The sequence below is a fragment of the Microbacterium sp. NPDC055910 genome, from assembly GCF_042271185.1.
Lineage (GTDB): Bacteria > Actinomycetota > Actinomycetes > Actinomycetales > Microbacteriaceae > Microbacterium.
The window spans coordinates 45133-56227 of record NZ_JBHJZS010000021.1 but is presented as its reverse complement, the minus strand read 5'-3'; the positions used below and the strand labels follow the sequence as shown (position 1 = coordinate 56227).

Sequence of the window (11095 nt, the reverse complement as noted above, 5' to 3'; positions counted from 1 at the left end):
TTGTCGACGGGTCGAGCCGTAGACCGGATGCCGCGGGCCCATCGGGTCCGCGGCATCCGTCGTTTCCGGACATGACGAGGGGCGGGCGCCGCTTCTCCCCCTGAGAGCGACGCCCGCCCGGTCCGTCGGCCGCGGAGCACGGTCCAGGCACGGTCCCGTACTCCGCGGACGAGGTGTGGAGGGAGGGCCGCTGGGGTCGGCCCGCCCTCACGACTCAGGCGCTGCGACGACGCGCGGCGAGGAGCATGCCTCCCGCGGCGAAGAGCGCGAACGCTGCGCCCGCGAAGGGCAGCAGCGACCCGCCGCCCGTCTCGGCGAGCATGTGGCCGTCGGCCGCAGCCGCCGCGCCCATGACGGGCGTGCTGGCCGTGCCGGGTGTTCCCGGGTTACCGGACGTTCCGGGCGTTCCGGGCGTTCCGGGCGTTCCCGGCGTTCCGGGCGTTCCCGGCGTTCCGGGTGTTCCCGGCGTACCGGGTGTTCCCGGGGTGCCGGGGGTTCCGGGCGTTCCGGGTGTGCCGGGGGTGCCAGGCGTTCCCGGGTCGGTCGGCGTCGACGGAGTGTCCGACGTGCTGTCACCGACGACCGAGATCGCGTTGCCGCCGAGCGTGATCGGCAGCGCGATCGGCGCGACGAGCTGTGTCCCGCTGAGCACCGAGTCGAGCCCTGACGTCATCGGCATCGGGGCCGTTCCCGTGGAGGTGCCCACGTCGGAGGCCGCCGAACCGGTCGACCAGCTGTCGCCGAGGACGGAGATGGCGTTGCCGGTGACGTCGATCGGCGCGGTGACCGGTGCGACGATCTGGGTGCCGGATGCGATGCCGTCGTTTCCGTCGGTGGTTGCGGCGGGTGCGGTGTCGGTCATGCCCGGTGTGGCGGGTGCCGTGGTGGTGTCGGACCAGCTGTCGCCGAGGACGGAGATGGCGTTGCCGGTGACGTCGATCGGCGCGGTGACCGGTGCGACGATCTGGGTGCCGGAGGCGATGCCGTCGTTTCCGTCGGTGGTTGCGGCGGGTGCGGTGTCGGTCGTGGCCGGTGCGGCGGGTGCCGTGGTGGTGTCGGACCAGCTGTCGCCGAGGACGGAGATGGCGTTGCCGGTGACGTCGATCGGCGCGGTGACCGGTGCGATGACCTGGGTGCCGGAGGCGATGCCGTCGCTTCCGTCGGTGGTTGCCGCGGGTGTGGTGTCGGTCATGCCCGGTGCGGCGGGTGCCGTGGTGGTGTCGGACCAGCTGTCGCCGAGGACGGAGATGGCGTTGCCGGTGACGTCGATCGGCAGATCGAGCGAGACGATGCCCTGCGTTCCGGACAGTATCCCGTCGTCACCGCTCGTCGTCTCCGATGCAGCGGGTGCTGCCGGAGCTGATTCCGCCACCTCGGGTTCGACTGTGGGCTCCGACCCCGTCGACCCGCTGTCGCCGATCACCGAGATCGCGTTGCCCGAGATCGTGATCGGAACGTCGAGTGACACGAGCGCCTGCGTGCCTGATGCCGCGGCATCCGAACCGCTCGTCGAGGCCGCGACGGGCTCGGCAGCGGCCGGAACGGGGGCCGTCGCACCCGAACTCGTCGAGTCGCCGAGAAGCGAGAGCGACGTGCCGTCGATCATGATGGGGAGTGAGATGTCGACGAGGGCTTGCGTGCCCGAGAGCAGTCCGTCCTCTCCCGTCGTCTCGGCCGCGTGAGCGGCCGTTGCGCCGAGCAGCGTGATGCCGCCGGCGAGGAGCGTGCCCCACAGGGCGCGCTTGATGAGGGTGTTCATGATGTCTTCTTTCGATTGAGTCGAATGGTGCGCGCAAGAGGCGCGCGAGGATGCACGCCGCCGAGGGCGGCAGAGCTCGACTCAATCGGGGGAAGCGTCGGTGGGGTCTGCGGGCGCCGGCGGCGCGTCGTCGTCCCCCGGCCCGGCTCGGCGCACCCAGGCACGGTGTGCGGCGAGAGGCAGGAGGGCGGCAAGCGCCCAGGCGCCGGAACCCGCACCGGCGGGTCCCGAAGTAGTGGCGAGAGAAGGGCAGGGGTCACCCGCGAACACGGGCACGGCGAGGCCGCCGTCCGTCGCCGACGACACGGCCGACGATGTCGACGGTGGTGGCGAGAAGGGCTGCGCGGATGCCGCGTGCCGAACGAGCGCGTCGACCGTGCCGGCTGCGGGCACGATCGAGGTGAAGTGGTGGGCCGGAGCGGACAGTGCCCCGGAAGCGTCCACGGCATCCGAGACGGATGCGGGGGGCTCGACCTCGTCGAGCGAGGGCGAGGTCGGGGCGGGCACGAGAATCGCGCCGACGTCCGAGACGGCATCGACCGTGGTCGTGAGGGTGTCGTCGACGCCGGCGCCGATGCTCGTGACGACGTCGTCGACGCCGAGGCCCGACACGACGGCGCCGACGACGGGAACTTCGGTCAGCACTTCGACGACCGGTGCCGTCACGGCGCTCACGACGCCGCCGGAGACGACCTGCTGCACGGGCGTCGTGACCGTGCTGACCGTCGTATCGATCGCCTCGCCCACCGCCTGAACAGGCTTCTGCACGGGTTCGGGTGCAACGTCCACGATTGCCTCGACAGCGTTGGATGCCGTCGAGGTCACGCTCGATACAGTCGCTCCGAGCAGATCGGTCGTGCCGCCGATGAGTCCGGTCACGGCACCCGTCAGACCGCGTTCGTCATCGGTGGCCGCGTGCGCATCGGATGCGCCGAGCCCGAGGAACACAGAGACCACGGTGCCCGCGAACGCCACGCTGATGCCCATCAGCGCTGCGCGAGCGAGCCTGCGCGGCTCACTCCAGGTAACGGTCTCCACGTTCATCTCCCGAGATAAGAACGTTGCGCGTCCGGTTGAACGCGTCTGAGGGTGCCTGGATGTCCGACGGTACTCCAGAGTGCGGCAGCTGTCCATGGCGTGCACGATTCGTGCGCGTGGTGTCTGCGAGTGGCGCGTGCTGTGCGCGCCGAAAAATCCCGTCTGACCCGGCGCGTCTTCGAGTTGCGATCCGGGGTGATCTGTGTACAACCTCGCAACCTTCAACGCCTACTTAAACCACATCCTTATCCACAGGGTGTGGATTTGGTAAGCCCAGGTCAATAGGCATTTATTGGACGCCAATGCGAGAGGGTGATGATCTTATCCACAGGACTTGTGCACAGGTGCGTCGGCGTTTCACGCTGACTCTCCACACAGTTATCCACAGGCTGGTTTGCGAGTGTCGGAGGCCCTCCCTAGCGTGGTGAGCGGCCATCTGGGGACGACGCGCGATCTCGCGCAGAAGGGGGAGCGCATGTCGATCGCGGACATCTCCGAGGAACGTCTCGGGGGCCCCCGTGAGCATGAGCGCACCCCGCCGCACGACCTGCTCGCAGAGCAGAGCGCGCTGGGCGGCATGCTGCTGTCGAAGGATGCCGTCGCCGATGTCATCGAGACGTTGCGCGGCGCCGATTTCTACATCCCCAAGCATGAGCTGATCTTCGAAGCGATCCTCACGCTCTACTCGCACGGCGAGCCGACCGACGTCGTCGCGGTGACCGACGAGTTGATCAAGACCGGTGAGCTCCAGCGCGCCGGTGGCGCCGACTACCTGCACACCCTCACGTCGATCGTGCCGACGGCCGCGAACGCCGGGTACTACGCCTCGATCGTGTCCGAGCGGGCGCTCCTGCGCCGCCTCGTGCAGGCCGGCACCCGCATCGTGCAGATGGGCTACTCGGGTCAGGGCGAAGCCGTCGACGTCGTCAACAGCGCGCAGGCCGAGATCTACTCGGTGACCGGTGCCGAGGTGGCCGAAGACTACGTCCCGCTCACGATCGCCGTCGATGCGGCCGTCGATGAGATCGAGGCCGCCCGCGGGCGCGACGGTCAGATGACCGGCATCCCGACGGGGTTCGCAGGTCTCGACCAGTTGACGAACGGGCTGCACCCCGGACAGATGATCATCATCGCGGCGCGCCCTGCTATGGGAAAATCGACGCTCGCTCTGGATTTTGCGCGTTCTGCGGCGATCAAGCACGACATGCCGACCATCCTGTTCTCGCTCGAGATGGGTCGCAGTGAAATCGCCATGCGTCTCATGAGCGCCGAGGGCGCGATCCCTTTGCAGGCCATGCGCAAGGGCACGCTCGATTCGCGCGACTGGACGACGATCGCCGCAACACGGGGTCGCATCAACGATGCGCCGCTCTACATCGATGACTCCCCGAACATGACTCTCGTCGAGATTCGCGCGAAGTGCCGCCGTCTCAAGCAGCGCGTCGGGCTCAAGATGGTCGTCATCGACTACCTGCAGCTCATGACGTCGGGCAAGCGCGTTGAGTCGCGCCAGCAAGAGGTCTCGGAGTTCTCACGCGCGCTCAAGCTCCTCGCGAAAGAGCTCGGTGTGCCGGTCGTGGCCCTCTCGCAGCTGAACCGTGGTGCCGAGCAGCGCTCCGATAAGAAGCCCGCCTTGTCCGACCTGCGTGAGTCAGGCTCGATCGAGCAGGACGCCGATATGGTCGTCCTCCTGCACCGCGAGGCCGCCTACGAGAAGGACAGCCCACGTGCCGGCGAGGCCGACCTCATCGTCGCCAAGCACCGTAACGGCCCCACCGACACGATCACGGTCGCCTTCCAAGGCCACTTCTCGCGCTTTGCCGACATGGCACCGGGCGACTTCGGGTAGCAGCAGCGAGCAGCTGATTTAGGCATCGGTTGAAGATGTCCAATCGCGGATGCGCTTCGCTGTTGCATTTGACGGGCCTTCACCGGGCATCTTTGCGGGCGGGTCCAACGAGAACCGCCTTCGCACGGCACCGGTAGCTACGGCCGGATCAGCCTCGGAATCGACAAGCGTCGCGGTGGTCAGACCGGCCTGTGGGCGGCTGACCACCGAGAGGCGCGTGGAGTGTCCCGGCGCGCTGTTGTTCACGCTCGCGTCATACAGCACAACCTGTCGCCTGACCTCACATTCGAACCTCGGGGCGACGCTCTGGGGCCGTACTACCTCGCTGAGACAACGCGTGGGGGTCGCGGGCGGCGGTCATCCCGGGGAAGGATCCCCGGCGCTCGCCTGTTGTGCCTGGTATCGGCCGGTTCCGCTCTCCGAGATCCGGTCTGCGACGTTGCCGGCCTCTTGGAGGACCCGCAAGCGACCTGTCCTCATTGCGCGGCTCGCTAGTGTCAAGGTGTGGCGGGCAGACGTAGTCGAGCGGTGCTCCTCTGGGGAGGTGCGGCGCTGATCGCGCTCGTAGGCGCAACCATGATCGTGATCGGAATGTTCACACCAACGGGGGTCGCCTCATTCGGTTGGTTCGCCTACCAGCCTTTGACCGACGCGACCTTCTCCCCGGGCGGATCAGCAGTGATCCTCTCGCGCATCGCTGTCGCAGGATGGGTCATCTTCGCTCTGGCGCTGGTTGCGCTCGCCTTCCTCGCAGGTCGGGTGGTCGGCCGGAGACCTCGCGAGTAGCTCAGGGACGACCTCGATCCAGACGAGCGCTGGTTGGCGTCCGCTGAGGGACCGGCGTACGGTCGGTGCGAGGCAGCGCCGTCGAGCGGGCCGGAGCGACGCGGCAGTCGCGCGCTCGGCAGAGCTATGCAGTAACGATGCGAACCCGTGCTTGTTGATTCCGCCTCGACGCGCGGTCACTGATCTCGCGCGGAAGCCATGTCGCGTTCAACCTGCGAACTACTGACCGCCGAGCACGCGCAGATGCCTGGACACCCGTGTCGCAAAAGTGGGGCAGCCAGCATCCCTCAGTGCGTCCGCCAGGGGCTTCGTTGAACGCCCCCTTTCTCGTTGCCTCTTCCAGTAATTGACCTGCTCCATCGTCACGCGGCGGACGCACGCGTCGGCGCCGTCGTCCACCAGGCAGAAGAACTGATCCGGCCTATAGATCTCGTATTGAAGGAGATCGGGATCGCCAAAGTCTCGTCCATTCATGGTCAGCAGCTTGTGGGCGCCGCTGGCGACCGCCGCCGCGTTGACGTGAATGTCGCCTGGGTCCTCACCGTCGAAGTCAATGTCGGCGTCGAAATCGTCGACGACTTCATCAAGGTTCGCGAGTAGGTGGTCAAACCGTCGCTTCGATGATGCCCCGCGCGCGGTCGGATTTCGTCTGCGCCACACCCGAACCGCTTCCACCAAGACGTCGAACGACGAATGCAGCTGAAACATACTGTCGGTCTCGTTACGCAACATGAAGAGCCAGTCATACTGCGTGCGGGACGCGAGCACGTTGGAGTCGACGAACACGCGTTGGAGCACGCATTCAGACTACTGAGGAGCGACCTTAGTCCTCGCCAAACTCGTCGTCCAACGCGCGGAGTGCTGCAAAAGCGGCTCGACGCGAACGCGCGCGTGTCTTGCGGAACGCCAAGACATCAGTCGTGCTGAGCCGCGTGTGGCTGCCAACCTTCTTGGCCGTCAACTCTCCGTCGCGAACCAGCTTCATTAGCGTCGGGCGCGAGACTCCGATAAGTTCCGCCGCAACAGTCGTCGTCAACTCATCGGGAAGAGTGGTCACAGACACCGGGCCGCGGGCAAGGCCCTCAAGCACGTGCCCAACAAAGGCTCCGAGGTCTTCGGACAGCTCAACCTCCGAGCCATCGTCGGTCACCAGCTTGACGCCTCTAAAGCTTCGGTCGTGCGCCTGCCGCACAAGCTCGGATGCTTGCGCGCGCAGCGTCTCGTCGACGAGGACTGTTCCATTCGTCAAGAGCACGGTCATGATGGACTCCCATGCGTACGACGCCTAGTGGTGGGATACGTCGTTGGATCCACCATAGAAGTTTGCACTTGCAAATGCAATTTCTACAGCTATATCTAGAACCCAACCTGCACGGGACTAGGCTTCCGGCTGGAGGCGCTACGCGTGACGAAGTCACCGGAAGCCTAGTCCCGGCAGGCCGCGTAACCCCGCGCCTCGCCGCACGTGGTGCGCACTCACGGCCGTGCCCTGCCAGTGCGCCCTTGTTAGCCGTGCACTGGCGGACCGGCGCGCGTGCAGTGGTAGACCCGATTCGTAATTTCGTATTACGATTCCGCTATGGGTGGCGAAGAGATGATCAACGGGGCTCCAGTGACGGAGGAGCAGATCGCGGCGTGGGCGGCCGAGGCTGAGGCCGGCTACGACGTCGAGGTTCTCAAACGGCGAGGACGCGGACGACCCGGCCGAGGAGCGGCGCCCGCCCAGGTCGTCGCGCTCCGACTCACCGCCGACGAGCTCGCCGCTCTTGATGCCCGCGCTGAACGCGAGCACAAGTCCCGCTCGGAGCTCATCCGCGAAGCAATCGCCGCGTACGCCGCGTGAAGGTCCACGACTCCGCTCTCAAGCACGGCATCGCAACGGAGGACATCATCCAGGCGGCGTCGTGGCCGCTGTGGATCGACGATCTCGACGAAGGCTCACCTGTCCGTCAACTACGGCTCGGCTTCGACGCGCAAGGACGGTTTCTTGAGCTCGTCGTGCTCGTCTTCGACAGCGGCAACGAACTCGTGATTCACGCGATGAAGGCCCGGCCCCAGATGCTGGATCTGCTCCCGTAGAGACGATCGGCATTCCCACGGATTCGCGTGCGGTGGAGGACCGCATCCGAACTCATCTCGACATCGGTGCCGCGGTCAGATGCAACATTTAGGTCAACTGGCCGTCGCTGCGGATCGAAGTCATCATCGAAACACTTGCTGTCTGATCAGGGCCAAGCCGCCGTGACGCGCGACGCCGACCTGTTGCAGATTCCCGGCCCGCCCTGAATTCACCACGCACACAACGGGCATACTGGTCGCCGTGCCTCGCCTCCTCATCGTGCATCACTCGCCGACCGCGCGGGTGCGGGCGATCGCCGATGCCGTGCTCGCGGGAGCTCAGCACGAGGACCTCATGAGTGTGGCGGTGGTCGAGCGTCCTGCACTCGAGGCGACGGTCGACGACGTGCTGGCCGCCGACGGCTACGTGTTCGGCACGACCGCGAACTTCGGCTACCTGTCGGGTGCGCTGAAGCACTTCTTCGACACGACGTACTACGAGACGCGCGAGGTGATCGCGAGCCGACCCTTCGGCTACTGGATCCACGGCGGCCACGATACGACCGGCGCCGAGCAAGCGATGCGCACGATCACGACGGGTTACGGTCTGCGGCTCGCCGCCGCCCCACTCGTGTTCACGGGGGACGCAGACACCTCGTATCTCGAGGCCGCCGCCGACCTTGGCGCCACCCTCGCCGCCGGGCTCCTGGAGGCCTGACGAGGCATCGGTGCGCACCGGCTTCGGTCTTCACCGGTCCCGAGCCGATTCTCGGCTCTACGTCGCACGCTTGGCGACCCGCTCGCGAGCTCGGGCTCCTGAGCGACGAAGCTCTCCTTGAAGCAAGACACGATCCGGTTGCCGCGCCGTGATGACTCGCCCCCGCGAGCAACGTCGATCAAGATGGCCCGCGTTTGTGGGACTGTGGGCTAGCCCCGGCGCTTCTTCTGATCCCTGCTCCGTCCCGCTGAACTCTTGTTACGACGCTCGCGCCGCCCGTTGATAAAGAGGATCGCCATGGCAACAGCTGTGCCCAGACATCCCACGAATCCCCACCAGCCAGCTGCTCCGCCGCTCACGATGGCGTAGAGCCAGACGCCCGCGCCAACGATCGAGATGCCACCCAAGATTACGAAGATGACTTCTCCGGCGGAGAGACCTTGGCGCGAACTCATAGATCGATGTTGACACAACGCCCATGTTGGCGCCCCGGAACGACAAGTGAATTGCGCTCGGCAGACGACCGGGCGGCGGGCAGTCGGGAGTCAGTCGCGTAGCGGCGAGCCAACCACTTCGAAGTGGAATCCCCCGAAGACCCCGGACAGGAGTGGGCGTGCTTCCGCAATGGCTTCTGCGACCTCGGGAAGTGCAAGGGACGCCTGATGGGCAGCGGCATCCTTCCAGAGCTCAACGACAAACACCGTGTCGGGCTCGGCATCGTTGGTACCCACCTCGTACGCGATACAGCCGACTTCCGAAAGGACGCTGCTCCTCCGTATCAAGTGAGCGACGAGTTCGTCGCGCTTGCCAGGGGCCGCGTCGAGTGTTCCGACGTTCGCAAAGACCATGCGACGAACCTACAGTCGGCGCCCGACAAACCACCTGAATGCGTGCACCGCTGGAGTTGATCACAGCGGACGGCGTGGTGATCGGGGAGCTACGCCTATCGCGCATTTCGGCCGCGCTAAAGGCCGGTACGCCGCGCGGGCCGGCACGCGGAGCGCATCGATGACCTTGCCGCCGCGCTCAGACTGCGGCGGCGAGGAAGGTCGTCAGCAGCCGCTTTGCTGCGTCGAGGTCGAAGGCGGGATCTTGCAGCCAGGCCGCGACCGCCGCATCGATCATGCCGCCGAGCGCGGTCGCGACGACGCGGGGGCCCTCCTGTGGCGCGGGGGAGGTGTCGGCGGCGCGCGCCGCCTCGATCAGGGCGATTACGGGAAGCGCGCGGTCTGGCGAGGTGGGGCGGTCGTCAAGCTCGTTCGGATGCGCGTCGTCGAGGGCCTCCGCGATGACCCGAGCGTGGTCGCGGTGGTCGCGCATGTAGTCGAGGTGCGCGTGGGCGAACCGCACGAGCGCGTCGCTTGGATCGGTCGCCGCTTCCACCCGCGCCTGCACAGCCTCGGTGAAGGCGGTGATCACGAACGAGTACGCCTGCTCGACGAGCCCGGCCTTGGTGCCCACGTGGTAGATGACCGCGGCCTTGGTCACGCCGATCTCGTCGGCGACGCTCTGCAGCGTGCAGGCGGCCCAGCCGCCGCGTGCGATCACGGCGATCGTGGCGTCGAGGATTTCGCGGCGGCGCGCCAGCTCGGCCGCGGTGGGCGGCCGGCCGGCGGCTTCGCGCACGCTGCGGGATCGTGTGGGCATTCCTCAATCCTGGTCCAGGAACGCCTCCACGTCGCGCGCGATGCGGTCGGGCTCTTCGCCCGTGATCGCGTGCGACGCCCCGTCGTAGGTGAGGACGGTGCCGTCGGCGAGCACGCGCTCGGCCGTCTCGCCCGCCGCGGCGGCGTCGTGCATCCGCGACTCCCCGGCCATGATCACGAGCACGCGCGCGTCCACGGCGGCGAGCTGCTTGTCGGAGAAACGGGCCGGAGCCGGCGCACCGAGTGCGTAGTGCTGCATCCCCGCTTCGATCATGTCGGCGACCGGCTCGTCCTCGACGGGGGCGTCGTTCGCGGTCCAGCTCGCGAAGTCGTCGCGCCAGCTGCGAGGCGTCCAGGGCACGGATGCCGGAAGCGATCGCACGACGGCGGCAAGCGAGAGGTCGCCGAACGTCTGCACGGGGTCGATCACGATGACGCGGTCGGCGGCGTCGGGCTCGTGGACGGCGAGGTTCATGGCGATCCACCCGCCGAGCGAGTGACCCATGACGACAGGCTCCCCGGGGAGCGAATCGACGACCTCGGCCAGCCAGCGCGCGTCGTCTTCGTGCGTCTCGATCGGGCGTGAGGGGATGCTGCGTCCCGGCTGGCCGAGCAGGTCGATCACGTAGACGGGGCGCTCGGCGCTCAGCGCCGGAACGTTGTCGACCCACATGGGCGCCCCGGACTGAGTACCGGGGAGGAGAAGGAGCGGATCGGCGTCCTGCGCGGACGGGTCGGTCGCGTCGTAGCGCAACACGTGCACGTCGCCGGCGGAAGTGGGAACCGAGACCGCCTCCGACACGGCGGGGCCCTCGGCCAGGGCGGCGTCGTAGGCCGCGAGGTAGGCGTCGTGTCCGTCGGCGCTGCGGAAGTGGCCGACCGGTGCGCCACCGTCGAACAGGACGCCGCCCATGATCATCCCCGCGACGACGAGAGCGAGAGCGAGCAGCACGCGGGGCCACCGCCGGCGGCGTGGGCGGGCCGGGCGCGACAGGTGGTCGGGCGTGGTGTCGGGCGCGCCCGTGATGACTTGGTCGCCGGTCGCCGGTCGGGGTTCGGTAGTGACGCTTGCTGACCTCATGGTTAGTAGCCTAACCCTGTGGTTAGTCATGTCAACTGGTCATGCATCTCGAACGCGCGAGCGGAAGACTTGCTGTCGCTTGTCCTACCCGGCATCAATGTGATTGGCCTCGAAGGACTCGCGCGCGGCCTACGACGACATCATCTCGAGGGAGGCACTT

General features: G+C 67.2%; 12 protein-coding genes. 5 read left to right on the top strand and 7 right to left on the bottom strand.

The features are described 5' to 3' along the window. Positions 1 to 214: 214 nt before the first annotated feature. Both ACFC3F_RS10195 and ACFC3F_RS10190 read right to left on the bottom strand, forming a co-directional pair. Positions 215 to 1759 carry a chaplin family protein gene (locus tag ACFC3F_RS10195; protein ID WP_376129061.1) on the bottom strand — a complete coding sequence of 515 codons (1545 nt, stop codon included), beginning with the start codon at positions 1757 to 1759 and terminating at the stop codon, positions 215 to 217. 81 nt (positions 1760 to 1840) lie between these two features. Then, on the bottom strand, positions 1841 to 2797 hold the full coding sequence (locus tag ACFC3F_RS10190; protein ID WP_376129060.1) for a hypothetical protein: 957 nt from the start codon (positions 2795 to 2797) through the stop codon (positions 1841 to 1843). A gap of 475 nt (positions 2798 to 3272) precedes the next feature. On the opposite strand from ACFC3F_RS10190, the gene dnaB reads away from it, so the two are divergent. Together dnaB and ACFC3F_RS10180 are read left to right on the top strand one after the other, a co-directional pair. After that, positions 3273 to 4646 carry a replicative DNA helicase gene (dnaB, locus tag ACFC3F_RS10185; protein WP_376129058.1) on the top strand — a complete coding sequence of 458 codons (1374 nt, stop codon included), beginning with the start codon at positions 3273 to 3275 and terminating at the stop codon, positions 4644 to 4646. Between the two features lie 576 nt (positions 4647 to 5222). Further along, positions 5223 to 5432, top strand: a complete 210-nt coding sequence (locus ACFC3F_RS10180; protein ID WP_376129056.1) for a hypothetical protein — start codon at positions 5223 to 5225, stop codon at positions 5430 to 5432. 219 nt (positions 5433 to 5651) lie between these two features. Here ACFC3F_RS10180 and ACFC3F_RS10175 read toward each other — a convergent pair whose 3' ends face one another. Together ACFC3F_RS10175 and ACFC3F_RS10170 are read right to left on the bottom strand one after the other, a co-directional pair. Further along, positions 5652 to 6230 (bottom strand): PIN domain-containing protein, encoded by a 579-nt coding sequence (locus ACFC3F_RS10175; RefSeq protein ID WP_376129055.1) that lies wholly within the window; start codon positions 6228 to 6230, stop codon positions 5652 to 5654. 25 nt (positions 6231 to 6255) lie between these two features. Then, complete coding sequence (locus ACFC3F_RS10170) at positions 6256 to 6693, bottom strand: helix-turn-helix domain-containing protein (RefSeq protein WP_376129053.1); 438 nt, start codon at positions 6691 to 6693, stop codon at positions 6256 to 6258. 318 nt (positions 6694 to 7011) lie between these two features. On the opposite strand from ACFC3F_RS10170, the gene ACFC3F_RS10165 reads away from it, so the two are divergent. The 3 genes from ACFC3F_RS10165 (at position 7012) to ACFC3F_RS10155 (ending at position 8208) form a co-directional block, all read left to right on the top strand. Continuing rightward, positions 7012 to 7275, top strand: coding sequence for a ribbon-helix-helix domain-containing protein (locus ACFC3F_RS10165; RefSeq protein ID WP_376129051.1), 264 nt, complete (start codon positions 7012 to 7014; stop codon positions 7273 to 7275). Further along, positions 7272 to 7511 (top strand): toxin, encoded by a 240-nt coding sequence (locus ACFC3F_RS10160; RefSeq protein WP_376129039.1) that lies wholly within the window; start codon positions 7272 to 7274, stop codon positions 7509 to 7511. Before ACFC3F_RS10165 ends, ACFC3F_RS10160 begins: the two co-directional genes overlap by 4 nt. 241 nt (positions 7512 to 7752) lie before the next feature. Then, positions 7753 to 8208 (top strand): flavodoxin family protein, encoded by a 456-nt coding sequence (locus ACFC3F_RS10155; RefSeq protein ID WP_376129050.1) that lies wholly within the window; start codon positions 7753 to 7755, stop codon positions 8206 to 8208. A gap of 545 nt (positions 8209 to 8753) precedes the next feature. On the opposite strand, the gene ACFC3F_RS10150 is transcribed toward ACFC3F_RS10155, so the two are convergent. The 3 genes from ACFC3F_RS10150 to ACFC3F_RS10140 form a co-directional block, all read right to left on the bottom strand. After that, positions 8754 to 9056, bottom strand: coding sequence for a putative quinol monooxygenase (locus tag ACFC3F_RS10150; RefSeq protein WP_376129048.1), 303 nt, complete (start codon positions 9054 to 9056; stop codon positions 8754 to 8756). A gap of 178 nt (positions 9057 to 9234) precedes the next feature. After that, positions 9235 to 9834: a TetR/AcrR family transcriptional regulator gene (locus ACFC3F_RS10145; protein ID WP_376129046.1), complete on the bottom strand. Its 600-nt coding sequence runs from the start codon at positions 9832 to 9834 to the stop codon at positions 9235 to 9237. A gap of 24 nt (positions 9835 to 9858) precedes the next feature. Further along, entirely contained in the window at positions 9859 to 10935 is a 1077-nt protein-coding gene (locus ACFC3F_RS10140; protein WP_376129044.1) for an alpha/beta fold hydrolase, read from the bottom strand. Positions 10936 to 11095 lie beyond the last annotated feature (160 nt).

Excerpts from the sequence above, each read along its gene's own strand:
- ACFC3F_RS10195 (WP_376129061.1), bottom strand. The coding sequence starts at position 1,759 with ATGAACACCCTCATCAAGCGCGCCCTGTGGGGCACGCTCCTCGCCGGC.
- dnaB (WP_376129058.1), top strand. The coding sequence starts at position 3,273 with ATGTCGATCGCGGACATCTCCGAGGAACGTCTCGGGGGCCCCCGTGAG.
- ACFC3F_RS10180 (WP_376129056.1), top strand. The coding sequence starts at position 5,223 with ATGATCGTGATCGGAATGTTCACACCAACGGGGGTCGCCTCATTCGGT.
- ACFC3F_RS10170 (WP_376129053.1), bottom strand. The coding sequence starts at position 6,693 with ATGACCGTGCTCTTGACGAATGGAACAGTCCTCGTCGACGAGACGCTG.
- ACFC3F_RS10165 (WP_376129051.1), top strand. The coding sequence starts at position 7,012 with ATGGGTGGCGAAGAGATGATCAACGGGGCTCCAGTGACGGAGGAGCAG.
- ACFC3F_RS10150 (WP_376129048.1), bottom strand. The coding sequence starts at position 9,056 with ATGGTCTTTGCGAACGTCGGAACACTCGACGCGGCCCCTGGCAAGCGC.
- ACFC3F_RS10140 (WP_376129044.1), bottom strand. The coding sequence starts at position 10,935 with ATGAGGTCAGCAAGCGTCACTACCGAACCCCGACCGGCGACCGGCGAC.